Raw genomic sequence first — 25,252 nt, 5'->3', positions numbered from 1 at the left:
CCCCCGCCGGCCCGCTGCTGACGTCACCCCATGACGATGGCGGACCTCTCCCGCCACAGCGCCGCCAGTGCGGTGTCGCCCGTCACCTCCGGGAACGGCAGCCGGTTCCACAGCGCCAGGTAGAGGCGCGCCGCGGGTCCCGACACCTCGCAGTCGGCGGGCGCCGTCGCGCCGTGCTCGGCGGCCGGGGGCCCGTCGGTGAGGCGCACGGTCCAGGTCGGCCCGTCCGTGGCCCGCACCCGCAGCGCCCGCGGGGTCACACTGCGCACGCGGCTCTTGTCGCGCGCGTGGAAGCCGAACAGCAGCTCCTCGATCCCGTCCACGGCGAAGGCAGCGTCCAGCGGCGACGGCGTACCCCCACGCGCGGACTCGGCGTCCACGCGATGGACGGTCGTCTCGTTCGCCTGCCGCCGGGCCCAGAAGGCCAGCGAGGAGGGCGCGGGCAGGAAGGTCCAGCACTCGACGTCCGGCGGAGCCGATTCGAGCGTCGCGACGAGAGCGGCGTGGCCCTCGCGGAACCACTCGACGAGGGCGTCGCCGTCCAGGTCGGGGAGTTCGCCGCCGAGCTGATACGAGGTGCGCCGCTCGGCGAGGAACGCGGCGGCCCAGCGGTGAACCATCCCGACGTGCCGCAACAGGTCCCGTACCTGCCAGTCGGGACAGGTCGGCACCTTGGCGTCGGTCCCCGCCTCGGCGGCGGCACGGGCCAGCAACCGGCCCTCGTCGGCAACTATTTGAATGTGCTCGGAAATCTCCATGCGGGCGATTGTGTCGGATGGAGTGCCCTGGAACCGGAACCTCCGGGCGATCTGGGACCGATTGCGTACGCTCCGTGGCCACCGGGAAAGCGGACACGGGGCCGGGACCGACCGATGCCGGTCCCGGCCCCGTGTCCGCCCCCGTCTCAGACCATGAACTGGTCGTACTTCGCCATGTGTTCGCGCAGCTCCTCCATGCTGGGATTGCGCCCGTCGGCCGTCAGCCGGCCCAGTCCGCGGAAGTAGTCCTCACGGTCGTAGATCGGGTAGAACATGATCAACAGGGTGGCGTCCTCGGTGCCCCGGTTGGTGAAGCCGTGCGGCTCCCCCTTGGGGACGTACGCGAACGCGCCCGGCTCACCGACCACCTTGCGGTCCCCGATGGTGAACTCGATCTCGCCCTTGACCACGTAGAACATCTCCGTGGACTGCTTGTGGATGTGCGGGGCCGCGCCCTTCGCCTCCGGAGCCATGTGGTGCTCGAAGAAGCCGAACTCCCCGTCGGAGTCGGGCGTGGTGAGTTTCAGATACGTCCTCTTCGTGTCCCGGATGTCGACGTATTCGCCTTCACCTGCGGGGACGTACAGCGGAACGGACATGGATCCCTCCTGGAATCATGAGCTGACGGGTTGACCGAGTTGCGGGTTCATGGAGGCGCGGGCCTGCGCCCACCGGCCGATCATTGGCGCGGCGAGGCCGCAGACGGCGAACAGCGCGGCCAGCACGGCCCACCCGGTGGTGCCTGCCGTGATGACGAGGCCGACCACGAGCGGTGCCGCGATCTGCTGGACGGCGACGCCGAGCCAGAAGACCGACAGATAGACGCCTTCCTGGCCGGGCGCCGCGAGCAGATACGAACCGCCCCAGCCCCCGGCGGACTGGAACAGCTCGCCCGCGGTCAGCGCGACCATGGCGAGAAGCAGCACACCGACCGCCGCGAGGACGGGCGGCTTCGGTGCCGCGATCAGGAGCAGGCAGCACACGGCGAGGGCGATGCCCGCCCGCACGAGCGCCCGCGCGGAACCGGCGATGGTCTCGGTGCCGCGGCTCGCGCGCACCTGCAGCGCCACCGCGAGCACCGTGTTGACCGCCACCAGGGGTGAGATCACCGCGGCCGGGGCCTGTGTGTGCTCGACGATCCACAGCGGGATGCCGATGCTCAGGAGCGTCATGTGCATCGTGAGCACCGCGTTGATGCCGGTGAACGACAGGAACGGTCTGTCCCGCAGCGCGTCGACGGAGAAGCGGCGCCGCAGGCTCTTCGCCGGGGTGGTGAGCACCGGAAGGCGGTGGGCGAGCAGCGCGAGTACGGCGAACGAGGCGGCGTTGAGCAGGAGGATCGCGGCGTAACCGGGCCGGGTGTCGATCAGCAGGCCGACACCGCCGAGGAGGGCACCGACGGTGAAGCCGACGTTGCGCAGCGACCGCAGCACCGCGACGACCTTGACCCGGTCGTCGGTCGCCGTCACCTGCCCCACCAGGGCCTGTTCCATCGGTGCCGCCGCCTTGTCGACGAGGCCGAGCAGGCAGACCACCGTCAGGAACTGCCACAGGTTCTGGACGAACGGATAGAGGACGAAGCAGCCGCAGCGCCACAGGCCGACGCCGATCAGGACCTTCTTCGGGCCGATCCGGTCGGCGAGGATGCCGAGGGGGACGGCCGTGGCCAGCGCGACAGCGGCGGACAGGGTCAGGCCGAGGCTCAGCTCGCCCACGGAGAGTCCGACGGACCGCGTGATGAACGGCACGGAGACGGCCAGGAAGGCACCCGTGCCGACGGCGTCGATCATCGCCATCACGGAGAGCCGCAGGCCGACCCGTCCGCCGGGGACGGACCGCCGCCATCCGCGGGCGCGCTGCCGGAGAACAGACATCTGCTTCCTCACTCCGTGGTGATGTGGATGGCCGCGTCCGCGTCGAGGACGCTTCGGCGCGCGCTGTCCGCGTCGGGTCCCGTCGCGATCACGTGTCCGGCGCGGTCCCACGAGGACGCCCAGGGCCGCACCTCCTGACCCGGCTCGACGTCGATCTCCACCGTCCGTACGCCGGGCAGTGCCCGTGCCGCGTCCGCCCCTTCGACCGCCGTGACGGTGCCGGGGTCGGCGGCCAGGAACCGGATGGCGGAGGTGCGTTGCGCGGTACGGGGGAGAGTGACCGGACGGCCCGCCAGCAGGTCGATGAGGGCCAGCCTGATCCGCGTGCCGTACGCCAGGTCGTTCAGGTCGATCAGGTAGTCGCCGGGACAGCGTCCCGCGCACTCCACCAGCGCCGGTCCGGACGCGGTGAGGATCCACTCGGCGTGCAGGATGCCGGTGCGGTAGCCGGTCGCGGCGACGAGCAACCGCATGGCCTCCTCGAAGGCCGCCCGGGTGTCCCGGTCGAGCGGAGCGGGCAGCAGATGGCCGAGCTCCACCGGGTACGGTCCCGGGATCACCGTCTTGGCGGTGACGTTGTGGAAGATGATCTCGCCCTGGCGTACCAGTGCCTCGACGCTGTACTCGGGCCCGCGCAGGCGCTCTTCGGCGAGGAAACGCCACGCCAGGTGCCGGTCGGGGACCTGCTCGTACTCGGCCGCGGACGACGTGCGTTCCCACGCCGCCGCGGCGGTGGCCGCGTCGACGGAGTCGAGGAGCTGCACGCCGACGCTGGCCTGCCGGTTGGCCGGCTTGACCACCACGGGCCCTCCGCCCGCGAAGGCGAGGATGTCCTCGGGCCCGTGCACCTCGCGCCAGCGCGGGCCGCGGACGCCGCCCGCGTCGCACACCTCGCGCAGCCGGACCTTGTCCCGCAGCGCCCGCGCGGCGGGTTCGGTCGCGCCGGGCAGCCCCAGCTTCTCGGCGAGCGCGGCCGCCGCGGGCACCGCGTACTCCAGACCCGGCACGACGGCCGCCACCGGGCGCGCGGCCTCCAGGTCGGCCGCCAGGTCCAGGGCCCCGGCGGACTGCTGGTAGTGCGCGGGCACGATCCGGTCGAGGCAGCCGAAGCGCGCCGCCGCGTCCCGCAGGTCCCGCTTGCGGATGATGTCGGGCTCTTCGAGGACCACGACCGACCCGTCGGGAACACTCCCGTCGATGGCACGCAGGTAGGCCGCGTTGTAGCCGACGAACACGACCTGTGCGTCGGCACCCGGCGCGGCCGGTGACTTCACGGCCCGGCCGTCCGCGCGTACCGGCGTCCCGTCGACGACGACCTCAAGGGTGGCGAGCGCCTCCGCGAGGCGGCTGCGGGCCTGCTCGGGCGTGGCGCCCGAGACGATGACGTGCCCTTGGCGGGCCTTGGAGTCACGCACCTCGTCGACGGTGTCGCCGGGACGCAGCCGCAGCGTCAACTCATCCACGTACGACTGGCGTTGGAGTCGCTGCAGGCCGCGGATCGCGTCGACGCGCCCCGGCGGGAAGGTGAAGAACCGCACCGCCGCCGTCGCCGTCGGCTCCGGCACCTCGGCCGGTGCCCTCGCCAGACCCGCGAAGATCGCCCGCTCGACGTCGAGACCACCGGCCAGCTCGATGAGCCGCGGGATGCGGTCGCCGCCGAGCCGGGCCTGCGACTCGACGACGCGCGGCCCCCGCTCGGTCCAGATCACCTCGGTGTGCGCGGGCCCGAACCGGTACCCGCACACGGTCAGGAAGCGGACCGCGAGCTCCTCGACGGCTTGCGCGCGCTCCGGAGGCAGCGGCGCCGGATGGACGTGCCCCACCTCCACGAACAGCGGTGGCGGCCCGAGCACCTTCTCCGTGATGCCGACGACCTGGTGCACGCCGTCCTGGCTCAGCGTCTCCACGCTGTACTCCGGACCGCGCAGATACTCCTCGACCAGGAAAGGGCCCTCATAGCCGTACGTGTCCACGAGCGCCGTCCAGGCCGCCAGGTCCCGCGGCTCCCGCCACAGGAACACGCCTCGGCTGCCCGCGAGCGCGACCGGTTTGACGACCGCCGGAAGACCGACCCGCTCCACCGCGGATGGAACCTCGCGGCGGGAAGGCGCCGACTCGTACACCACGGGGGACAGTTCACGCCGCGCGAGCAGCTCACGCATCGCGTGCTTGTCGGAGAGGAAGCGGATCGCCGCCGTCGGGTTGACCTCGGCTCGCAGTTCCTCGGCCACCTCGTGGGCCGTCACCATCGTCTCCTCCCTGCCGAGGTGGAGGATCGCCGACGCGCGGTGTTCCGTGGCCACGTCGCGCAGGGTGCGCCGCAGCAGCTCCGGGTCCGCGAAGTCCACGGTCACGAACAGGTCCGCGGCGGCGCGCACGTCGTCGAGGTAGCCGGGTGTCTGCAGGCGCGGATCCCAGACGGCGCCGACCCAGAACCCTTCGGCCCGCGCCTTGCGCACGAGCTGCCGGTAGGGCATGACCATCAGCAGCCGCGGCCGCTCACCGGTGTCCCAGTCCGTCAGGGGCGGGGGAGCGGTCATCGGACACCGCCCGGGGTCTTCTCGTGGGCGAGCACGCCGAGATACCGCTCACCGGTGTCCGGCAGCAGTGTCACGATGCGTCGGCCCCGGTACTCGGGCCGGGCGGCGAGCACGCCGCACGCGTGGACGACCGCGCCGCCCGAGACACCGGTCATCAGGCCGGCGTGCCGTGCGAGTCGCCGGGTGGTGTCCAGGGCGTCCGCGTCGGACACCGTGATCACCTCGTCGATGAGGCTCTGCTGCGTGGTCGGCGCGATGAAGCCGCCGTTGAAGCCCGGGATGCCGTGCGCGCCGGGCTCACCGCCGGACAGCAGCGGCGAGCCCGCGGGCTCCACCGCCACGATCCGCACAGCGGGGTGACTCTCGCGGAGATAGCGCCCCGCGCCGCTGAGCGTACCGCCGGTTCCCACTCCGCAGACGAACACGTCGACGCGTCCGCCGACGTCGCTCCAGATCTCGGGGCCCGTGGTCTCGTAGTGCGCCCGCGTGTTGTCCGGGTTGTCGTGCTGGCGGCAGAACCAGGAGCCGGGCGTGCGCCGATGGAGCTCCTCGGCCAGGTCGACCGCCGCGCGATAGCCGCCGGAGTGCGGGGTCCGTACCACTTCGGCGCCGAGCGACCGCAGCATCGCCACCCGTTCCGGGGTCGCGTTGTCCGGCAGCACGATGACGCACCGGTAACCGCGGTCCGCGGCCAGGGCGGCCAGCGAGATACCGGTGTTGCCGGACGTCGCCTCGATCACGGTGCCGGAGCCCGGCACGAGCAGCCCCCGCTTCTCGGCGCCCCGCAACATGGCGAGGGCCGCCCTGTCCTTGCTGCTGGACCAGGGGTTGAACAGCTCCAGCTTCGCGAGCACCTCGGCGTCCGCGGGGGCGCCGTCCACGATCCGGTCCAACGGCAGCCGCAGCAGCGGCGTGCCGCCGACGAGGTCGACGAGGGAGTCCGCGACCGGACGCCGGGCGACCGGCTCGGTACGGATCCCGATCTCCTGGACGGCCGCCTCCGCCGTGCGCGCCGCCAGCTCGGCCGTCTCCGCCACCGCGAGCACATGACCGGACCGGTCGCCGTTGCGTCGTAACTCCCGCACCACAGAGCCCGGTCGGGGCTTGATGACGACCTCCTCGACGCCCGGCAGCGCGGCGGCGCGCTCCCGGCCGGCGACCGACACCACCCGGCCGGGCCGCGCCGTCAGATAGCGGATCGCGGCGCCCCCGGACGGATGCCGCGGCAGCACCGGGTCGGGCAGCGGCTGACCGAGGTACTGCCGGGCGACCAGCTCCAGGGACTTGACGCCCAGGGCCCGGTCGACCAGATACGTGATCTTTCCGCCGGCGGGCCGCGGGTTGATCTCGACGAGCTTGGGCCCGGACGCGGTCAGTTTCACCTCGACGTGCGCCATGCCCAGGTCGAAGCCGACCGCCCGCAGCGCCTGCACGGCCAGGTCGCCGCAGGCGCGCACGAGCGGCTCGGGCAGTCGGGAGGGGAAGGTGTGCGCCAGCTCGACGAAGTGGCCGAGGCCGACGACGGACTTGTCGGTCACGCCGAACACCTCGTACCGGTCGCCGTCGGCGAGCACCTCCACGCTGACCTCGGGACCGCTCATGTACTCCTCGACCAGCAACTCGTCGTGGCGGGCCTGGCCGCGCGTGTTCTCCGCGCGGGACCGGATCAGGGCGACGTGTTCGGCGGCCTCCTCCGCCGTGTCGACGAGGCGGACGTCCGCGCTGCTCGTCTCGTCGGCCGGCTTGACCACACAGGGCAGGCCGACCTCCACGGCGGCCACCGCCGCCTCGCCCGGCGTCCGTACGGCGCGGAACTCCGGTATGGGCACGCCGAGTTCGGCGCAGCGGCGGCGCATCAGCGCCTTGTTGCGTGCGGTGGCGACACCGTCGACGCCGACGGTGGGCAGACCGAGGTGGGCGGCCACCTCGGCGGCCACGACCACGTCGTACTCGGCCAGGGTCAGGAACGCGTCGAAGGGCTGCTCGGCCCCGGCGGCGTGCACGTGCGGCAGGAGCTCCTCGAAGACGTTCGTCTCGCACCGGACGACGTCGTCGACGTAACGCTCGAAGTAGGCGGGCCCGCCCGGGACCGCGAGGTAGCGCTCCAGGTCGCGGGTGAAGAAGGTGACGCGGCAGTCGAGTTCCTTGATGATCTGCAGGCCCTCGAAACCGGAACCGGAGAGATTGCTCTCCAGGACTCCGACATGGATCATTCTGTGCCTCCGTCGGCAGACCGGCTCATGGCCGGGGTCAAGTACGGTGCTGGATGGATGAGTTCCGGGTGCACGGGCCGTCACCAGCACCCGGTGGTGGCCAGGGTGCGGAGCAGCTGCTCCGACTCGGCGCGTTCCGCGGGCGACAGCGGTACGGTGACCGCGGCCACGGGGGCCGCCACGCGGGCCCGGGGCGGCACATCGCCCAGGACCAGCGCCCCCGCACCAATCAGCGCGTCGTCGCCGACGGTGACAGGGCCGAGGACGATCGCGTTGGTGCCGAGCACCACCCGGTCGCCGACGACGGGGTGGCGCCGGGCACCCGGCGCGCGCCGCCCGTCCCGCCACCAGCCGACCGCGCCCAGGGTGACCTGGTGGAAGATCGTGACGTCGTCGCCGATCTCGGCGGTCTCCCCGATGACGACGGCGGCCCCGTGGTCGATGAACACGCGCCGGCCGAGCCGCGCGCCCGGATGGATCTCGACGCCGCCGGTCGCTGCCCGCGCGACATAGGCGATGGTCCGGGCGAGTCGGCGTCGGCCGCGGGTGTGGAGGAGGTGCGCCGCCCGGTGGGCCCACAGGGCCGGCAGGGCGGGATGCAGCAGTGCCTGCGCGCGGGTGTGGATCGACGGGTCCCGCTCCACGATCATGGAGAGGTCCTCGCGCGCCCTGGTGAGTGTCCTGCGCATGGGACCAGCCCCCTCAGTAGTCCGGACTCTGGACGAGGTGGCCGGGATCTTCGACGATCTCCGGGATGTAGACCCGCTCGTTCCACACGTCCTGGGCCACGGGCTCCAGGGCGATGGACACCACCCCCTCGTCGACGGAGAAGGCGGTCCTGACCGCGCTCGTGATCGCGTCCACGAGCGCTGAGATCTTGGCCTCTTCGAGGTTGTCCGGGAAGTGCTTGATGTTGACGTGGGGCACCGGGATGACCTTTCGGGTGAGGCGCGCGCCGCGCAGGGCGGTGACGAGTTCGTCCACTCCGTGCGCGCGCAGCAGTGCGTAGTGGTCGGCCTGCAGCCGGTTGACCCGGGGAGGCCTGGCCGACAGCGCGGGGCCATGGCCGTGATCGATGAAGGAGTCCTGGTCGCCCGCGGCCCGGAACACCGTGACCGGCGCCGCGAGCCGTTGCCCCGCCATGTCCTCGGGGCCGTACTCGAACAGGAACGTCAGCCGGACCACGCCGACGATCCTGCGCACCAGCTCGCGGTCCAGATGCTCGAACCGGTCGCAGAGGCACGCGATGAAGGACTCCTCGTCGTGCGTCGACGCGAGGCATTCGGCGATCGCGGACCGCTGGACGGTCCCCGCGAAGACGGAGTAGAGGATCGCCACGAAGGCGGGGTCGGTGAAGTCGACCGTCGCCTCACCGGGTGCGCCGTCCCGCACCTCCACGGGGGGTTTGCCCGGCGCCAGGAGGATCACCTCGTCGACGCGCTCACCGGCCTGCTCCAGCCGCCGGGCCACCGCGAAGGCGACGCGGGCCCCGAAGGAGTATCCCCACAGCGTGTACGGGCCCTTCGGCTGCGCCTGCCGGATCAGTTCGATGTCCTTGGCGACCATCTCCTCGAACGTCGGGTACGCGCGCTCGCCCGGGTTGATGCCGTATGCCTGGACGCCGAGGAACGGCCGGGTGAGGCCGAGCCGTCCCGCCAGGAGCCGCAGGCTCATCGGGTAGCCGCCGAGGCCGGGCCAGCAGAAGACCGGCCGCCCGTCGTCCGTGCCGCCGAGCCGCACCAGCCGGGACAGCGCGGTGGTCGGCGTGCGGTCGACGAGCCGGGCGAGACCCGCGATGGTCGGCGCGTCGAACAGCACCTGCAACGGCAGGGAACTGCCCAGCTCACGGTTGATCCGGCCGACCAGGTTGACGGCGGTCAGCGAATGGCCGCCGACGGCGAAGAAGTCGTCCCGGATCGAGACCCGCTCTTGGCGCAGCACCTCGCGCCACAGCGCGGCGACCGCCTCCTCGGTCGGCGTGCGCGGCGCTACGACGGGTGCGTCGGCGTCGTCGACCGCTGCCCGGTCAAGCTCGCGCAGCGCCTGGTGGTCGATCTTGCCGTTGGGGGTGAGCGGGAAGGAGTCGAGGACGGTGACCCGGTTGGGCACCATGTACGGAGGCAGGGTCTCGGCCAGGTTCTCCTTGAGGATCTCGGCGGGACCCCGCATGTGGACGGAGTCCTCCTTCATGCCCTCACTCAGCCGCTGCTCCTCGCTGATCCGGCCGCCCACGGCGAAATAGGACGCCGTGTCGCCCGGGTTCGCGCCGAGGAGGGCCGTGATGCGCCGGGCCGATGCCAGCGGATGGCCGGTCTCCGAGCTGTAGCCGGAGGACATGAGGCCCAGGCCCAGGTCGTTCATCTGGAGGCGTTGCAGTTCACGGCCGAGGTCGGTGTAGCGCTGCCAGGGCTCTGCCGCCCGGCCGATCATGGTGACCCCGAAAGCGGCGCGTGTGTAGACCTCCTGGTTGATGGCGATGACGTCCTGCTTGCGGACCAGTCCGTCGGAGACCCGCGCCAGAGCCCCGTCGCGGTACCGGTACTGGCCCTCCGCGAGGTCGGCGATCCGGCCGGGGTGCGCCTGCACGTACAGGTCGACCGGGTGGGGCGCGGCCGGGTCCGCGGCTGTCCCGATCTCGTACGCGGCCAGGTAGAGGTCCTCGTCCGGGCAGCGCAGCACGTCCTTGACCCCGGGCTCGTCCGCGCGGGCGGTGACGCGCAGGCCGTACTCGGGGAGGACGTGGTCGAACAGGCCGACCATGTGGCCCGCTTCGAACCCGAGGACCTCCCGGATGTTGTTCCGGTAGACCGGCTCGATGGCCGAGCGGCGCCCGACGAAGTGGACCCGCATCCTGGACGCCGACCGGCCGGTACCGGGCGCGGGTGTGGGCGTGGGCGCGATCAGCGTGAGGCGGTGGTCTACCGGGTGGTAGTAGTAGTGGCCCGCCTCCAGGCCGGCGATGCCGGACAGCTCCAGGTACAGCTGGGTGGCGTAGAGGGAGCCGGGGGAGGCGTACCCGTACTTGGGCAGAAGGCGTTCGCCGCTGGGGAACTGGCCGAAGTGGCGGAGCAGGGCACCCAGTTCGTGCCGGGTGAGGGTGGCCGGGTCGCGGGGTGCGGCGGTCCGTTCGGCGGGCCGGGCGAGCAGGGCCAGGAGGTCGTCGCGGGTGACGGGGCCGCCTTCGTAGAAGCGGTACGTCTTGCGGGCGAACACGGTGCGGCGCTGCCGGGCCGTCGCGGCCCGCCCCGGTAACGCGACGGCGGGCAGCCCCTCGTCCTCGCGGACCCCCAGATTGCCGAGCTGCGCCTTGAGCTGCAGTTTGCTCTGCTTGGACCGGTGGTGGGAGCCGTGATTGCCCTGGTCCATCAACGCGGCTCGCTCCGGGTCGAGTTCGACGAAGGCGACGAGGTTGGCGCCGGTCCGCGGATCGTCACGGACCAGTACGGCGGCTGACTTCACCCAGTCGTGCTTCTCGACGGACACCTTGATCTCGTCCAGCTCGACCCGGAAGCCGCGGAGCTTGACCTGGCTGTCGGTGCGGCCGAGGAACTGCACCGTGCCGTCGGCGTTCCACCGTGCCAGGTCTCCGGTGCGGTAAAGGCGGGTGGCGCGGGCCTCGCCGCCGCCGGAGACGAACCGGTCCGCCGTCAGCACCGGCTTGTTCAGGTAGCCGCGGGCCAACTGGGGCCCCGCTATGTACAGTTCGCCGGACTCGCCCGACGGGACCGGCCGCCGGTCGGTGTCGAGGATGTGGAAGCGCATGCCGCGCACGGGCCGTCCGATGGACAAGTGCTCCGGACCGTGCCGGAGGGCGTGCCGGTCCACGCGGTGCGACGAGGCGTTGATGGTGCACTCGCTCGGGCCGTACAGGTTGACCAGTTCACAGCCGGGCAGCGCGTCGAGAAGTTCGGTCGCCAGACTCCTGGTGAGCGCCTCGCCACCGCTGAAGACCTGCGTGAGCGAGGTGCAGTCGGCCAGCCGACCCGTGTCGGCGAGCGCCCGCAGCAGCGTCGGCACGCCCTGGAGCGTGGTCACCTCGTTGGCCATGACCAGGTCGAGGAGCCCGCCGGGGTCGGCATAGACCCCCGGCCGGCTCATCACCACGCTCGCGCCGCAGGCCGGGGCGAGGATCTCCCACTGTGCCGCGTCGAAACTCAACGGCGTCTTCTGCAGCACTGTCTTCGTCCGGTCGAGCCCCTGCTCGTCGGCCAGCCAGCGCATCTGGTGGACGATGCCGCGGTGCTCGATGCCGATGCCCTTGGGACGGCCCGTGCTCCCGGAGGTGTAGATCACGTACGCGAGGTCGTCGCCCCGTACGAGCCCGGGGACATGTGCTCCCGTGGCACTGTCGTCCCCGGTCACGGTGAGGATCCGCGTCTCCGGTGGGGTCAGGGCCGACAGCCGGTCGGACAGGGACGCGTCCGTCAGGACGACCGCGGTCCGCGAGTCCGCGACCATGTAGCGCACGCGCTCGTCCGGATACTCGGGCGACAGCGGCAGATAGGCGGCGCCCGCGCAGAGCACGCCCCAGACGCTCACCATGAGGTCGACGGAGGGCGGCAGGAAGATGCCGACGGGTTCATCCGCCGCGACGCCGAGGTGCCGCAGGCGTTCCGCCAGGTTCTGGCTCCGCTCGCCGAGCTGCCGGAAAGTCAGTCTGTCCGCGCCGCAGGAGACGGCGGTCCGGTCGGGCTGGGCGAGAACAGCCGCGCGCAGCATGTATGGCAGGGACAATTCCTGAGGCCCCGTGAAGTTCGTCATCATTCTCTGACCTGAAATCCATAGAATTTTGGAATGCGTCATTGCAGAGATCGGCCCGCGGTCGAAGACCGGCGCGGCGCGAGAGCAGCCAAACAGGATGAGAAAAATTGGAAAGGGCGCGACGAAACGAGGTCACCGGTACAGATACGCCTGGGTTTCGTCACGAGTGAGACGCGCCGAGACGTGCCGAGGCGCGCGTGCAATGCGTGAAGTGCGCGAAGTGCGTGAGGTGCGTGTCGCGCATGTCAGGCGTACGGGGTGTGACATGCGGACGAGCGGTCGCCAGCGGTGAGGGCCCAGAAGGGCTCAGCAGCGTGATCCGGTGTGCCGAGTCGCTTCAAGGAATTTCACGTACATGCCCTTACACTCTCCCCCGTTTTGACCTGACCGGCTTGCGATCGGGCGAAGCGGTGCGGATCAGAAAAGTCCGACCTTGAATTGCCGATACCAGCAAGCCGTCTCTAGTTGAGCGCTCACCTTAATTCCTGACGGGACCGCTTGTAAAACAGTAATTTCGATGCATTGCTCAGGAATTGGCCGGACTGCATGCGGTGTGGGCACTCGATCGGCATCCGGTTGCGCCGCGCGACGAAAGGCGGGAGTGCGCGTGCTGGTGAAACGGACGTCCGCTTTACAGACGCCGCGTTCCGGCAAGGGTCGGCCGGATGGCCGGATATGAGGGTTGACGTGGCGCCTGGCGCGGTGCTCTCGGGTCACTCCGTGCCCAGGACGCTCGGAGGTGCGGCTTTCTACCGGTGACGCGTCGTGCAGCCGATCACGGCGGCCAGACCCGCGAGCACGGCCACGCTGGTGAGGGCGATCGGCAGGGTGAACCACTCGGCCATGAAGCCGATGGCGGGCGGGCCGAGGAGCATGCCGCCGTAGCCGAGGGTGGAGGCGGTGGCGACCCCGTCGGGCCCGGCCAGCGCGCCCGCGCGCTCGATCGCGACGGGGAAGATGTTGGCGAGCCCGAGACCGGTGACGGCGAAGCCGAGGAGCGCGAGCCAGACCGTCGGCGCGAGCGCGCCAAGCAGCATGCCGGCGGCGGCCGTGGCGCCGCCGGTGACGAGTATCGGGGTCTGGCCGAGGCGTTCGAGCAGCGTGGTCCCGCTGAGTCGGCCGATGGTCATGGCGAGGGCGAAGCAGGAGTAGCTGGCGGCTGCGACGCCCGGGTGGGCGGCCAGGTCTTGTTCCAGGTGCAGGGCGCCCCAGTCGGCGAGCGCACCCTCGCCGAAGGCGGTGCAGAGCGCGATGAGACCGAAGACGAGGACGAGGCGGCGGGTGCGGGGGGCGGGGCGACGGGGGGTGCTGTCAGGGGTGCGGGTGCCATTCGGGGCGGGTGCGCAGGTGCTGTCGGGGGTGGATGTGCAGGTGCTGTCCGGGATTGGGGGGCTGTTCGTGCCCGGCCTGCTGTCGCGGCTGTCCCGGGTGTCCCGGGGGCCCCGGATGTTTCGGGCGTCTCGGCCGTCCCGGCTGTCTCGGGCCTCTCGGGCCTCCGCGGGTGCGGGCGGCTCGATGCGCAGCAGGGCGCGTCCGGCGACGGCCGTGACGAGCAGGCCGATCACGGTGAGGCCGAGCAGGTGGCGCGTGGGGGAGAGGGAGCCCGCGATCAGTCCGCCGAGCCCGGCGCCGGCCATGCCGCCGAGGCTGAACGCCGCGTGGAAGCTGGGCATGATCGGGCGGCGCAGCGCGGCCACGAGGTCGACGGCGGCACTGTTGAAGGCGACGTTGATGCCTCCGTACGCCGCTCCGAAGACCAGCAGCACCGCGCCCAGAGCCGGTGCCGAGTGCGTCAGGGGAGGCAGGGCGACGCTGAGGGAGAGCAGCACGCCGCAGGCGACGGTCACGGGGTGGGTGCCGAAGCGGCGGCAGAGCCGTCCGGTCAGCGTCATCGTGATCACGGCGCCGACGGAGACCCCGAGCAGCGCGAGCCCGAGGTCGCCGGCCGACGCGCCGGTCCGGTCCTTGATGGCGGGGATGCGGACGACCCATCCGGCGAAGATGAATCCGTCCAGAGCGAAGAAGATCGTGAGGATGACGCGGAGGCGGCGGAGGCCGGGGGGTGTGGGGGAGGGTCGCGGCGCTGTGGTCCCGATTTTGTTTAGTAGCGGCACAAAGTCAGAGTAGGGGTGCGCGCGGGGCGCGGACAAGACGAGTGCGTGGGGGTGTGCGCGAGGGTGACGTGGCCGGTCGGGGGACGGATTCGCGGCGTGTCGGCGGCGTACGCGACGGTGCGGGGAAGGAACGTGCGGATGACGAGCGAACGGCGGGCCCGTGTACGGATCATGGGAGACTCGCCCTCATGAACGGCAAGGCTGACCCCCGTGCCGAGGGGGAAGTGACCACGCGTACCCGCCTGGAGCGAGGGCGCGGCGCGCTGGGCCCCGCGCTCGAACTGGTCCACACCGGGCGCGCCCCCACCCGTGCCGTGCTCACCGCGGAGCTGGGCGTCACCCGCGCCACGGCGGGCGCGGTCGCCGCCGAGCTCGAGGCGCTCGGGCTGATCCGGATCGACGCGAAGCCGAGCGCGGCCGCGGGTTCGCAGGGCAGGCCGTCGCACCGGCTCGCCGTCGCGGAGGAGGGGCCTGTCGCGCTCGCCGCGCAAGTGCACGCCGACGGGTTCAGGGCGGCGCTGGTCGGGCTCGGCGGGGGCATCGTGGCGACGGCGCCGGGTTGTGAGACCGTCGACGCCGACCCCGCGCAGGTCCTCGGGGCGGTCGTCGACGCGGGCGCTCGACTGCTGCGCGAGACCGGGCGGCGGTGTGTGGGCGCCGGTCTCGCCGTGCCGTCCGCGGTCGCCAAGCCGGAGGGCACCGCGCTCAACCCGCTGCACCTGGCATGGCCCGCGGGTGCGCCGGTCAGCGAGATCTTCGCGCAGTGCGTACGGGAGGCGGGCATCGAAGGGCCGGCCTTCGCGGGCAACGACGTGAACCTCGCGGCGATCGCCGAGCACCGCCATGGCGCGGGCCGGGGCGCGCGGGACCTCCTCTGTGTGGCGACCGGTCACCGGGGCGTGGGCGGCGCCCTCGTCCTCGACGGCCGCCTGCACACCGGGAGTTCGGGCCTCGCCCTGGAGGTGGGTCACCTCACGGTGAACTCCGAGGGGCGCCCCTGTTACTGCGGCAGCCGGGGCTGCCTGGACGTCGAGACGGACCCTCTGGCCTTCCTGACGGCGGCGGGCCGCGAGCCCGGCCCCGAGGGACTGCTCGTGCAGGCCCGGGGGCTGCTCCGCGACGCCTATGGCGACCCGTCCGTGCGCTCCGCCGCCGAGGCGCTCATCGACCGGCTCGGCCTCGGGCTCGCGGGCCTGGTCAACATCCTCAACCCCGACCGCATCATCCTGGGCGGCCTGCACCGCGCCCTGCTGGAGGCGGACCCGGACCGCCTGCGCGCGGTCGTCGCGGACCGGAGCCTGTGGGGACAGAGCGGCGGCGTACCGATCCTGGCGTGCACGCTGGACCACAACAGCCTGGTGGGGGCGGCGGAGTTGGCCTGGCAGCCGGTCCTCGACGATCCGCTGGGGGCGTTGGGGTAGAGCGGCGCCCGCGCGATTCCCACGCCGCTGCCGCCCTCAACCGGACCGCCGTACCCGCTCGGCCACCCCGCCGGACAGCTCCAGTTGGCCGTCCTCCAGGTTCCACTTCCCTTTCCGGTAGGCGTGGTTGCTCACCCAGAACACCATGACCCGCCCGCGCCGGTACTCCGCGGCCGTCGCCAGTGACCAGTCGTTGCCGCCGTCGTGCCAGGCCACCCGGCCGTCGTCGGAGTCGACGACGACCCAGCCGTAGCCGTACGAGCCGTCCAGCTCCGGCACCCGCACCCGCGGCGCGAACAGTTTCCGTTTCGCCTCCTCGGAGAGGATGGTGTCTCCGGTGAGGGCGCGGTGCCAGCGGAACATGTCCCGGGCGGTGGAGAGCATTCCGCCGTTGCCGTGCAGATTCCAGTACGGTCCGTCGGGAGCCCACGGGTGGTCCATCGGCCGTCCCTGCGCCCGCCCGTGCCGGTTGTACTCGACGGCGACCTGCGCGCGGTCCCAGTCGGGCAGCACGTAACCGGTGCGGGTCATTCCGGCGGGGCGGAACAGACGCTCCGAGAGGAAACGCTCGTAACTCTGCCCGGAGGCCTCCTCGACGACCGCGGCCAACAGGCTGTAGCCGACGTTCGAGTAGTGGAATTCCTCGCCCGGCACCGACCGCAGCCGTGCCTTCATCGCTTCGTCGAGCATCTCCGCGCGTGAGACCGGCTCGTAGTCGTCGCCGAGCCCTTCGGGCAGCCCTGCCGTGTGAGTGAGGAGCTGGTGGAGGGTGATGCCCCGCTTGTCCTCGGGGACCGGTCCGAGGTACCGGTCGATCCGGTCGGTGACCCGCAACTCGCCCGCCGTCTCCAGCTTCAGGACGGCGGCTGCGGTGAACTGCTTCGTGATCGACATGACGTCGTACACGGTGTCGCACGTGGCGGGAGTCCTCCTTGCGTGGTCGGCGAGACCGCGCCCCGCGCAGTGCTTGAGCCTGTCGCCGCGGGCGGCGGCCACGGTGATGCCGGGGCCGTCGGGCAGCGCTCCGTCGAGGAAGCGGTCGACAGCGGGATCGACCCGCTCCGACGGGACCGACGCTTCCCTCCCGTGACCACCCCCCGATCCGGCCGCGGTGCGGACATCCGAGCATCCGGCGGACGAGGCTGCGAGCACGAGCAACAGCACGAGGGAACCGAGGCGCTTCACACGGGACTCCAAGACAGCGACGACAGATACGAGGCCGAGGCTGACTCATGCCGTGTCGCTCGTTCGACGGATGAGCTGTTCGACAGTGTGCGAGTTTCCGTACGCGCAGGTCAGCGGAGTACGCCGGAACCGGAGGAGCCCCACATGACATCCCCGATGTCACCACCCACGCCACCCACATCGCCCGATCCGCTCACACCGCCCGCGCCGCCTCACGCGGCGAGCCCCGCCGCGGAAGCCGCCTTCATGGCCGAGCTGCGCCGCCTCAAGGCCTGGTCGGGCCTCAGCTACCGGGAGGTGGAGCGTGCGGCGGCCGCGGCGGGCGAAGTGCTGCCGTACTCGACGGCGGCGACCATGCTGCGCAAGGACCGGCTGCCCCGCGAGGCCGTCCTCGTCGCCTACCTCGTCGCATGCGGCGTCGACGCCGACGACACCCGGCGCTGGGTGGCCGCCCGCAGGGAACTCGCGGCGGGCCCGCCGCCGCCCGCACCCACCGCGGAACGGCCGCTGCCGCCCGTACGAAACGGGCGGCAGCGGCCGCGTCTCATGCTGGCCGGCCTCGCGGCGGCCGTGGCGGTCCTCGTCGGCGCGGGCGCGGTGGCGACCGGCGCGACGACCGTGCAGGAGGAGCAGCAGACGGCGGGACTCGCCGGGCAGCCATAGCGTTTGCCGGCCCCCAATCGCGCGTCAGGCCGGCGGATACACCAGCGTGATCTCGCGGGTCAGGCCCGTCTCGTCGGCGTCCGGGTACATGGACACCTCACCGTCGGACCAGCGCACCAGGAAGTCGTCCGGGTGGCGGTTCTCCGTGTAGTCGCCCGCGGCCAGGACCGTGGCGTGCTCCCAGAGCCGGTTGGGCTTCTTGAGCTGTGTCTCGCCGTGGAAGCCGTTCTGGTCGATGTCCTTGTAGAGCGTCAGCTCGCCGTCGGTCCAGCGCACCATCAGGTCGTGCTGGTCGTTGCCGGTGAAGTCGCCCGAGGTGAGCGTCGAGGCGTGCTTCCACGTGGCGTTCGGGGCGGCGAGCTTCTTCTCCCCGTGGAAGCCGTCGCGGTTGACGTTCGTGTACAGGGTGACTTCACCGTCGCTCCAGCGGACCAGCAGGTCGTCGGTCCACTTGTTGTCACTCGTGTAGCGACCGCCGGTGATCGAAGTGGCGTTCTTCCACAGGCCGTTGGGCTTCTGGAGCTGGACCTCTCCGTGGAAGCCCTTCTCGTCGACGTCCGGGTAGAGCGTCAGCTCGCCGTCGGACCAGCGGACGATGAGGTCGTCACGGTCGGCGCCGGTGAAGTCCCCGGACGCCATGGTGGCCGCGTGCTTCAGGTGCCGTTGGGGCCCGTGAGGCGGATCTCCTTGTCGAAGTTGTCCGCGTCCTCGCCCGCGCCCCGGAACAGGGTGACCTCGCCGTCGGACCAGCGCACGATCAGGTCGGAGTAGTCCCACGTCCCGGGGTTGCCCTCGGTGAAGTAGCCGCCCGCCATGGCCTCGGCGTGCTTCCAGGTCTCGGCCTTGCCCAGGACACCGCGGCCGGCCGGCGGCCGGTTGTTGACCGCGTCGTCGTACAGCGCCTTGGCGTCGCCGTCGAGGTAGGAGCTGTACGAGATGTCGTCCTTGTCGCCACCGGTCTTCCAGCCGCCGATGACGCCGATGAGCCCCCAGCCGTTGCCCTGCTTGACGAGGAACGGGCCCCCCGAGGCCCCGCCGGAGTATTTGTCGCACTGGATGCGCAGGAAACTGCCGGGGATCTTCGGGTCGGTGCTGTTGTAGCGGACGGTCTTGTCCGTGCAGTCCAGCGGGCGCTTCTGGTTGGCCGGGTAGCCGATCAGACGGGCCGGGGAGTGGTCGTACCCCGCGTTGATCTTCAGTTCGGCGCCGCCGACGACGTCCTCGACGTTCTTGCCGCCGCGCGGTTCGAGCTGCAGGAAGTTGAAGTCGAGGTCCGCCGCGGCGTCAGGGCCCTTCGCCAGGTACCGCTTGTCGACGTAGATGCGTCCGGGCTTGACGGTGAAGGCGCCGTGCGGCTTCTTGCCGTCGTCGTACTGCGGGACGAACGTCAGGTTCTTGCGCGCGTCCTGATCGTCGAAGCAGTGCCCGGCGCTCATCACGAGGTTCTTGCCGGGGCTCTTGACGACGGTGCCGCCGCAGAAACGGCCGGTGTTGGTGCCGTCGTTCCAGAAGAAGGTGCCGACGATCGGCAGCCCCTCGAACGGCCGGCTTGCGGAGCGCGGCATCCGGGTCGGGGCGGAGAAACGCTTCTCCTCCTGCTCCTGCACGGGCCGGGCCTCCCGCATCCGCTGCGGCGTCCAGTAGTCGTCGGCGTCGGCCGGCGTGAACCCGCGCGCGTCCTCGTCACCGTGGTCCGGGACGGGAGTCGGCGGGACGGTGGCCGGAGGAGTGGCGGTGGCCGGAGGAGCGGCGGTGGCTGAAGGGGTGGCGGTGGCCGGAGGGGTGGCGGGCTGCCGTGCCTCGGCGGTTTCCCCCTGGGGCGTCGGATCGCCGGGGTCCGCGTACGCCGGGAGGCCCGGCAGCAGGATCAGTGCCGCGGCCCCCGCCGCGACGCCCAGCGCTCTGCGCACATGCATGGTCGTTTTCCCCCACATAAGACGAGAGGCGGGTCACCGTTTGTGGCGTGACCGCGCCAATATGAGTCATGATCGTAGAACTATGGCGGACTGGAGGACATATGGACAACTTCACTTCTCTGTCCGCACGTAGCGGATATGTCGTAATTGCCGTGCCTGTACTGCTTCTTGGGGCGGCAGCCGCGGCCCACGGCGACACCCTGCCGTTCCCTGGGCGGGGCTACGTCTCCGTGGGAGGCCCCGCGCGAGCGGGTGAGGTCGTGGACATCACGGTGAAGGAACGTCCCGGCAATCCCCGTCCGACGGCGGTGGACGTCGCCAGCCCCGCGCTGACCGACGACACGGTCCTGGGGGACTCCGGACGCGCCTGGGTGGGCGCGGGCCGCATCAAGGGGAACGTCCGGCCGGGCACGTACGACGTGAAGGTGACCCTCCGACACAAGGACGCGGACTGCGTCGGCGAAGGGGAGCAGGAGTACGTGTGCGACTACCCCCCGATCGTGCTCAAGGGGAAGGTGAAGGTGGCGGCCGAGTCCGGGGAAGCCGCCCGGAGCGGGCCCGGCTTCGGCGCGGGCATCGCGGTCGGAGCCGGTGCGACCGTCGTCGTGGCGGCGATCGGCGCGGGAGCGGTGTGGACGCGCCGCAAGCGCCGGGCAGGGAGCGGAACCTCGTGATGACGCGACGCGCGTCGAGAACCGCGCTACGCACGACGAGAGCGACCGAACGCACGCCGAGAGCGGCCGAACGCACGACGAGAATCGAGCGACGCACGACCAGAACCACGCGACGCAAGACGAGAGAACGGGCAACGCTCCTCGCCGCGCTGCTGCTTCTCGCGACCACCGCCTGCACCGACGGCAACGACGGCACCGGCACCCCGACCGCCCGGCCGGGTGCGAGCGGTGTCGAGGACGCCCTCACCCCCACCCTCGGCAACGGGGGTTACGACGTCGCCCACTACGCCCTCGACCTCGACTACGTCCCCGACACCAACCGCCTCAAGGGCACCGCGGTCATCACCGCCCGCGCCACCCAGAACCTCAGCCGTTTCAACCTCGACCTGGCGGGTCTGAAGGTGCGCACCGCCACGGTGAACGGCGACAGGGCCCGCGTCAGCCGCTCGGGGAACGAGCTGACGGTGACGCCCACCGAGGCACTCGGCGACGGGGACACGTTCAAGACCACCGTCACCTACGACGGCACCCCCAAGATGATCGAGGGCGCGGACGGCGGCCTCGAGGGATGGATCGAGACGGACGACGGCTCCACCGCCCTCGGCCAGCCGACCGGCTCCATGACGTGGTTCCCCGGCAACCACCACCCTTCCGACAAGGCGACGTACGACATCGCCGTCACCGTCCCCAAGGACGAGGACGGCGATCCCTACGACGTCGTGAGCAACGGGGAGTTGACGAAGGAGCAGGACAAGGGCGACCGCGTCACCCGCCGTTGGCGGACGAAGGAGCCCATGGCGAGTCACGTCGCCAACGTCACCGTCGGCTACTTCGAGGTGCACAAGGGCAAGACCTCCGACGGCGTGCCTCTCTACATCGCCGTCGACCCGGACGAGAGCGAAGACGCCGAGGACGTCGAGGAGTTGGTCCCCGACGTCGTCGACTGGGCCACCGAGAACTTCGGGCCCTACCCCTTCTCCTCCGCGGGTGCGGTCGTCGACCACCTCCCCGGACTCGACTACGCCCTGGAGACCCAGACCAAGCCGTACTTCGAAGAGGCACCCGACGAAACGCTGATGGTGCACGAGATGGCACACCAGTGGTTCGGCAACTCGGTCACCCCGCGCGCATGGAAGGACCTCTGGCTCAGCGAGGGCCTCGCCACGTACGCGGAGTGGCTCTGGCAGGAGGACCAGGACGGCAAGTCCGCGCAGCAGACCTTCGAGGAGTTCTACGAGGGCACGCACCCGGAGAGCGAGGGGATCTGGGACTTCCCGCCCGCTGCACCGCCCAGCGGCGGGCGCATGTCGGACTCGCCCGTCTACGGGCGGGGCGCCATGGTCGTGCACAAGGTGCGCGAAGCCGTCGGCGACGCCACCTTCTACGACATCCTCCACACCTGGACGAAGCGCCACCGCCATGGGAACGCCGACACCCGGCAGTTCGTCGACCTGTGCGAGGAGAAGTCGGGCAAGGACCTGTCCGAACTGTTCGACACCTGGCTCTTCGGGGCGGAGAAGCCGTCAGGCATCTGACGGGGCGGCCAGTTCCAGGCGGGCCGCGGCGGCCCGGCGTCGCAGGTCGGGCACCAGGGAGACCAGACCGAGCACGGCCAGGCCCGCGCCGATCCACAGCGGCGCGCGCAGCCCGAACGTGTCGATGGCGGGGCCGCCGACGGACGTGGCGATGATGATGCCGAGCGTGATGAACGACGAATGGACCGTGTTCACCAGGGACCGGGCGTTGCCGACGCGCTGCACGCGGGTCACCAGCGCCGGGTTCATGGTGACGCCCACGAGACCGATGCCCAGCATGAACACGACGGCGGGGGCGGTCAGTTCGGCGAAGAGCGCGAATCCGACGAGGAAGGCCAGGTTGAGCGCCAGACCGAGGACGAGCACGGGGAGCGTGCGCCGGTCGGCGAACCGACCGACGACGGTGTTGCCGATGACGGTGGCGGCGCCGTACGCGACGAGGAGGAGTGGCACGGCTCCGGTGGAGAAGCCCGTGAGCTCGGTGAGGATCGGGTTGAGGTAGCTGAAGGCGGAGAAGGTCGCGCCGATCACGAACGTGCTGGTGGTGAGGGTGAGCCACAGCCGGGGGCTGCGGAAGGCGCCCAGCTCCTGGCGGAGGCCGCCCTGCTCCTCGCTCTCGCCGTCGGCGCCCGGTACGCCGATGAGCGTGGCCGCCGCGGCGAGCACGGTCAGCACGGTGATCGCCCAGAACGCGGCGCGCCAGCCCAGGTGTTCGCCGACGACCGTGGCGAACGGCAGCCCGAGCAGCGTGCCCAGCATCAGCCCGTTGAGGGCCACCGCCACGGCGCGGCCGCGCACTTCGGGCCGGGTGATGCGGGAGGCCAGCGAGATGGAGACGCCGAAGAACGCCTGCGACGCGATGCCGGTGAGGACACGGGCCACCAGCATGGTGCGGTAGTCGGGGGCGAGGGCGGCGAGCACGTTGCCTGCGAGGAAGACGCCGAACAGCAGCACCAGGGCGGACTTCTGACGCATCCTCAGTACGGCGACGGTGAGGAAAGGACCGCCGAGAGCCATCGCGGCGGCGAAGGCGGTGATCAGGTAGCCGATCTCGGAGATCGTGGCATCAAGACCGTCCGCCATCTGCGGCATCAGTCCCGCGACCACGAATTCACTGGTCACCATGGCGAAGATGCCAAGGGCTAGTACGTATACGGCGCGAGGCATGGCGGAGTACTCCCGTCGGACATGTTTTGGATGGATCAGTACAGAAAAAGGGCATGGGGAGACAGGGCGGGGCGCACCCGGTGAAGTGAAAGGAGTCGGGAGGGGCGTCGCGTCGCTAGATGCCCGTGAGCGCGTCCATCGCGGTGTCGGCGATGGCCTGCAGCGCGGCCCGGTCGGCGCCGCCCTGCGCGGAGACCCGCATGCCGCCGATGACGGCGTTGATGTAGCGGGCCAGCGTGTCCGCGTCGCGCCCCGAAGCGATGTCGCCGTCCTGCTGGCCGGCGCGGATCGTGGCGGCGAGCGCGGTGAGCCGCACGGCGAGGTCCCGCTCCAGCATCGCGGCGGCCTCCGGGTCGCGCCCGGCGAGCTCGACCGTGGTGTTGACCGTGAGGCAGCCGATGCTGTGCCCGCCCCTGCGCTGCTGGAACTCGCCCTCGATGACCCGGTCGAACAGTGCGCGCAGGCGTTCCGTGGCCGGTCGCCCGGCATCCTCCAGGATCTGGAGCTGGCCGGCGTTCATGCCGTCCATGTAGCGGGTCAGGGCGCGCCGGAACAGGTCGTGCTTGCTGGTGAACGTGTTGTAGATGCTGCTGCGGCCCAGGCCGGTGGCTTCGCACAGGTCCTGGGTCGAGGTGGCTTCGTAGCCGTTCGCCCAGAAGGCATGCATCGCCGCGTCCAGGGCCCGCTCCTCGTCGAAGCTCCTCGGTCGGGCCATGGCGGAGACGGTACAGGTTTTGGAACGATCAGTGCAATACGAGATCTCCCGGGCGCTCCAGGCGCACCTACGTCCACCGCACTCCGAAAGCCTGCCCCGGATTGACCGTCAGGATCTGCTCCACCAGCTCCTCGCCCACGTCGGTCACGAGTCGCGGACGCACCCGCCGCAGCAGATGCGGCATGCCGGGGCCGCCGTGCACCGACCGCGCCCCCGCCGTCGTCGTGTCGCCGCCCAGGAGCAGGCGGTCGCCGAACCCCGCGTCCGCCAGGGCCCGCACCGCGTCCGGCATGCGCCAGTCCGTGGCGTGATGGGCGCGGGAGGGCCCGTCCAGGGCCACATAGGCGCCCGACTCGGCGGCCCGGAGGTGGGCGGTGAGGTCGGGGGAGCGGTTGAGGTGACCGAGGACGACGCGGTGCGGCGGTACGCCGCACTCGCCGCAGAGCAGGTCGAGTACGTCGAGCGCGCCCGTGCCCAGCTCCAGGTGGACGGTGATGGGCGCGCCCGTCGCGTGGTGTGCCTCGGCCGCCGCCGTCATGGTCCAGCGGGCGTGCGCGTCGAGGCCGTGGAACCCGCCCGCGACCTTGATGAGCCCTGCCCGCACCCCGGACTCCCCGATGCCCGCGGTGAGTTCACGGACGAAGAGCGCCGCGAGCCCGTACGCACGCAGCTGTTCCAGCGATTCCGCGCTGTAGTGGACGGCCTGATGCAGCCCCGTCGCCGCGACGACCCGCACACCCGTCGTCTTCGACAGCTCCGGCAGCAGTCCGGCGCGGCGCCCCATCCCGTGCGGCGTCCACTGGATGACACTCCGCCCGCCGGCCTCGCGGAACGCGGCCAGCTCCGCCGCCGCCGCGGAGGGGGAATCCAACTCCTGGCCCGGGAGCTGCGGGCTGCGCAGGAAGAGGTGGTCGTGGGCGTCGCAGACGCCGAGATCCGCGGGGGAGATGTCCCCGAGGACCGTACGGACCGCGGGAGCGTCCGCCCGCCTCGGCTCGGACCCGTTCACCACTGCCGCCCCCTGCGCGACGCGCCGCGCTCCGGCGCCGACACGTGCAGCACCTGGAAGACATCACCGACCTCCCGCGGTGCCCCGCTCTCCCGGAGTGAGAAGTGCACGGCCTCCCACCTCTGCGGATCGACGGCGGTCAAAGCGCTCACCGCACCCTCGCGCCGCGCCAACCGCTCGGCCTCCGCCGCGAGTTCGGCAGCGAGTCCCGGGAGGGGGGTCGCCGACGGAATGCGCTGCCGACGGCGGACGGCGACCCTCGGCACGGCTCCTGACGCCGGTCCCTCCTCGTACGCGAGTGTCGTCCAGTGCTCCACCACCGGCCGCCCGAAGTCCTCGCACAGCCCCTGAAATCCGGGCCCCCACAGGAACGCGTTCATGCCCTCGGTCGTGTTCCATAGGTAGAACGGTGCGTACTGGTTCACGGGCGAACCGTCCACACCACGCTCCCGCATCAGATACGCCTTGAAACCGAGCCCGGGAAATTCGTCCAGCAGATGGCCCTTCGACGCGACCCGGTGGCGTATGACGCCCATGTCGTAGTCGGCGGGCAGGGTGATCTCGTACTGCATCGCATGCATGACGTATTCCTTCCGCGGCAGGCTCAAACGGCGCAGTCGTGGGCGTCGACCAGGTCGCCCCATTCGGTCGTCGTGCCGTCGGCCGCCGCCTCGACCATGGCCAGGTGCGTCATGTCGGCTCGACCG

Annotated in this window: 19 protein-coding genes and 1 pseudogene; 4 read left to right on the top strand and 16 right to left on the bottom strand. The window is 71.3% G+C overall.

All coding sequences use genetic code 11. The features are described from left to right. Positions 1–23: 23 nt before the first annotated feature. From DEJ47_RS03325 to DEJ47_RS03290, 9 genes and pseudogenes are all read right to left on the bottom strand, one after another. Positions 24–758: a maleylpyruvate isomerase family mycothiol-dependent enzyme gene (locus tag DEJ47_RS03325; RefSeq protein WP_150164759.1), complete on the bottom strand. Its 735-nt coding sequence runs from the start codon at positions 756–758 to the stop codon at positions 24–26. 146 nt (positions 759–904) lie between these two features. Next, positions 905–1,357 carry a cupin domain-containing protein gene (locus DEJ47_RS03320; protein WP_150164757.1) on the bottom strand — a complete coding sequence of 151 codons (453 nt, stop codon included), beginning with the start codon at positions 1,355–1,357 and terminating at the stop codon, positions 905–907. Between the two features lie 15 nt (positions 1,358–1,372). Further along, complete coding sequence (locus tag DEJ47_RS03315; protein ID WP_150164755.1) at positions 1,373–2,632, bottom strand: MFS transporter; 1,260 nt, start codon at positions 2,630–2,632, stop codon at positions 1,373–1,375. 8 nt (positions 2,633–2,640) lie between these two features. After that, complete coding sequence (locus DEJ47_RS03310; protein ID WP_150164753.1) at positions 2,641–5,172, bottom strand: ATP-grasp domain-containing protein; 2,532 nt, start codon at positions 5,170–5,172, stop codon at positions 2,641–2,643. Next, positions 5,169–6,404 (bottom strand): pyridoxal-phosphate dependent enzyme, encoded by a 1,236-nt coding sequence (locus DEJ47_RS36745; RefSeq protein WP_223828669.1) that lies wholly within the window; start codon positions 6,402–6,404, stop codon positions 5,169–5,171. The genes DEJ47_RS03310 and DEJ47_RS36745 overlap by 4 nt, the downstream gene beginning before the upstream one ends. Positions 6,405–6,500: 96 nt before the next feature. Then, positions 6,501–7,385, bottom strand: a pseudogene (locus DEJ47_RS37305) (ATP-grasp domain-containing protein); the annotation flags it as partial. 80 nt (positions 7,386–7,465) lie between these two features. Next, the gene (epsC, locus tag DEJ47_RS03300; RefSeq protein ID WP_150164749.1) at positions 7,466–8,074 is read right to left on the bottom strand and encodes a serine O-acetyltransferase EpsC; all 609 of its coding nucleotides are present in this window, start codon (positions 8,072–8,074) and stop codon (positions 7,466–7,468) included. A 13-nt stretch (positions 8,075–8,087) separates the two neighbouring features. Next, positions 8,088–12,119 (bottom strand): amino acid adenylation domain-containing protein, encoded by a 4,032-nt coding sequence (locus DEJ47_RS03295; RefSeq protein WP_223828214.1) that lies wholly within the window; start codon positions 12,117–12,119, stop codon positions 8,088–8,090. 776 nt (positions 12,120–12,895) lie between these two features. After that, a complete protein-coding gene (locus DEJ47_RS03290; protein ID WP_190415248.1) occupies positions 12,896–14,260 on the bottom strand; it encodes an MFS transporter in 1,365 nt (454 codons plus the stop codon). 188 nt (positions 14,261–14,448) lie between these two features. Here DEJ47_RS03290 and DEJ47_RS03285 point away from each other — a divergent pair, with 188 nt between their 5' ends. Beyond that, positions 14,449–15,681 (top strand): ROK family protein, encoded by a 1,233-nt coding sequence (locus tag DEJ47_RS03285; protein ID WP_150164745.1) that lies wholly within the window; start codon positions 14,449–14,451, stop codon positions 15,679–15,681. 36 nt (positions 15,682–15,717) lie between these two features. On the opposite strand, the gene DEJ47_RS03280 is transcribed toward DEJ47_RS03285, so the two are convergent. Further along, positions 15,718–16,866, bottom strand: a complete 1,149-nt coding sequence (locus DEJ47_RS03280) for a serine hydrolase domain-containing protein (protein ID WP_223828213.1) — start codon at positions 16,864–16,866, stop codon at positions 15,718–15,720. 144 nt (positions 16,867–17,010) lie between these two features. Between DEJ47_RS03280 and DEJ47_RS03275 the strand changes: the two genes are divergently transcribed. Continuing rightward, positions 17,011–17,529: a hypothetical protein gene (locus DEJ47_RS03275; RefSeq protein WP_150164741.1), complete on the top strand. Its 519-nt coding sequence runs from the start codon at positions 17,011–17,013 to the stop codon at positions 17,527–17,529. A gap of 24 nt (positions 17,530–17,553) precedes the next feature. On the opposite strand, the gene DEJ47_RS03270 is transcribed toward DEJ47_RS03275, so the two are convergent. Together DEJ47_RS03270 and DEJ47_RS03265 are read right to left on the bottom strand one after the other, a co-directional pair. Further along, entirely contained in the window at positions 17,554–18,168 is a 615-nt protein-coding gene (locus tag DEJ47_RS03270) for a hypothetical protein (RefSeq protein WP_150164739.1), read from the bottom strand. A 14-nt stretch (positions 18,169–18,182) separates the two neighbouring features. Further along, positions 18,183–19,445, bottom strand: a complete 1,263-nt coding sequence (locus tag DEJ47_RS03265) for a trypsin-like serine peptidase (RefSeq protein ID WP_150164737.1) — start codon at positions 19,443–19,445, stop codon at positions 18,183–18,185. 152 nt (positions 19,446–19,597) lie between these two features. Here DEJ47_RS03265 and DEJ47_RS03260 point away from each other — a divergent pair, with 152 nt between their 5' ends. Further along, entirely contained in the window at positions 19,598–20,119 is a 522-nt protein-coding gene (locus DEJ47_RS03260) for a hypothetical protein (protein ID WP_150164735.1), read from the top strand. Next, on the top strand, positions 20,119–21,654 hold the full coding sequence (locus DEJ47_RS03255; RefSeq protein WP_150175404.1) for a M1 family metallopeptidase: 1,536 nt from the start codon (positions 20,119–20,121) through the stop codon (positions 21,652–21,654). The genes DEJ47_RS03260 and DEJ47_RS03255 overlap by 1 nt, the downstream gene beginning before the upstream one ends. On the opposite strand, the gene DEJ47_RS03250 is transcribed toward DEJ47_RS03255, so the two are convergent. The 4 genes from DEJ47_RS03250 to DEJ47_RS03235 form a co-directional block, all read right to left on the bottom strand. Further along, positions 21,643–22,821, bottom strand: a complete 1,179-nt coding sequence (locus DEJ47_RS03250; RefSeq protein ID WP_150164733.1) for an MFS transporter — start codon at positions 22,819–22,821, stop codon at positions 21,643–21,645. The genes DEJ47_RS03255 and DEJ47_RS03250 overlap by 12 nt on opposite strands. Positions 22,822–22,936: 115 nt before the next feature. Beyond that, a complete protein-coding gene (locus DEJ47_RS03245; protein ID WP_150164731.1) occupies positions 22,937–23,536 on the bottom strand; it encodes a TetR/AcrR family transcriptional regulator in 600 nt (199 codons plus the stop codon). A 67-nt stretch (positions 23,537–23,603) separates the two neighbouring features. Further along, positions 23,604–24,545, bottom strand: a complete 942-nt coding sequence (locus DEJ47_RS03240) for a phosphotriesterase (protein WP_150164729.1) — start codon at positions 24,543–24,545, stop codon at positions 23,604–23,606. Continuing rightward, positions 24,542–25,126, bottom strand: coding sequence for a DUF4865 family protein (locus DEJ47_RS03235; RefSeq protein ID WP_150164727.1), 585 nt, complete (start codon positions 25,124–25,126; stop codon positions 24,542–24,544). Before DEJ47_RS03235 ends, DEJ47_RS03240 begins: the two co-directional genes overlap by 4 nt. Between the last annotated feature and the right edge of the window lie 126 nt (positions 25,127–25,252).

The sequence above is a fragment of the Streptomyces venezuelae genome (genome assembly GCF_008642355.1).
GTDB classification, from domain to species: Bacteria; Actinomycetota; Actinomycetes; order Streptomycetales; family Streptomycetaceae; genus Streptomyces; species Streptomyces venezuelae_B.
The sequence above is the reverse complement of the archived record's forward strand: the minus strand, read 5'-3'. Positions and strand labels throughout refer to the sequence as shown.

Bases quoted from the DNA above. Each gene is read 5' to 3' on its own strand.
- DEJ47_RS03325 (WP_150164759.1), bottom strand. From the start codon at position 758: ATGGAGATTTCCGAGCACATTCAAATAGTTGCCGACGAGGGCCGGTTG.
- DEJ47_RS03320 (WP_150164757.1), bottom strand. From the start codon at position 1,357: ATGTCCGTTCCGCTGTACGTCCCCGCAGGTGAAGGCGAATACGTCGAC.
- DEJ47_RS03315 (WP_150164755.1), bottom strand. From the start codon at position 2,632: ATGTCTGTTCTCCGGCAGCGCGCCCGCGGATGGCGGCGGTCCGTCCCC.
- DEJ47_RS03310 (WP_150164753.1), bottom strand. From the start codon at position 5,172: ATGACCGCTCCCCCGCCCCTGACGGACTGGGACACCGGTGAGCGGCCG.
- epsC (WP_150164749.1), bottom strand. From the start codon at position 8,074: ATGCGCAGGACACTCACCAGGGCGCGCGAGGACCTCTCCATGATCGTG.
- DEJ47_RS03285 (WP_150164745.1), top strand. From the start codon at position 14,449: ATGAACGGCAAGGCTGACCCCCGTGCCGAGGGGGAAGTGACCACGCGT.
- DEJ47_RS03275 (WP_150164741.1), top strand. From the start codon at position 17,011: ATGACATCCCCGATGTCACCACCCACGCCACCCACATCGCCCGATCCG.
- DEJ47_RS03270 (WP_150164739.1), bottom strand. From the start codon at position 18,168: ATGGCGTCCGGGGACTTCACCGGCGCCGACCGTGACGACCTCATCGTC.
- DEJ47_RS03265 (WP_150164737.1), bottom strand. From the start codon at position 19,445: ATGCATGTGCGCAGAGCGCTGGGCGTCGCGGCGGGGGCCGCGGCACTG.
- DEJ47_RS03255 (WP_150175404.1), top strand. From the start codon at position 20,119: ATGACGCGACGCGCGTCGAGAACCGCGCTACGCACGACGAGAGCGACC.
- DEJ47_RS03250 (WP_150164733.1), bottom strand. From the start codon at position 22,821: ATGCCTCGCGCCGTATACGTACTAGCCCTTGGCATCTTCGCCATGGTG.
- DEJ47_RS03245 (WP_150164731.1), bottom strand. From the start codon at position 23,536: ATGGCCCGACCGAGGAGCTTCGACGAGGAGCGGGCCCTGGACGCGGCG.
- DEJ47_RS03235 (WP_150164727.1), bottom strand. From the start codon at position 25,126: ATGCATGCGATGCAGTACGAGATCACCCTGCCCGCCGACTACGACATG.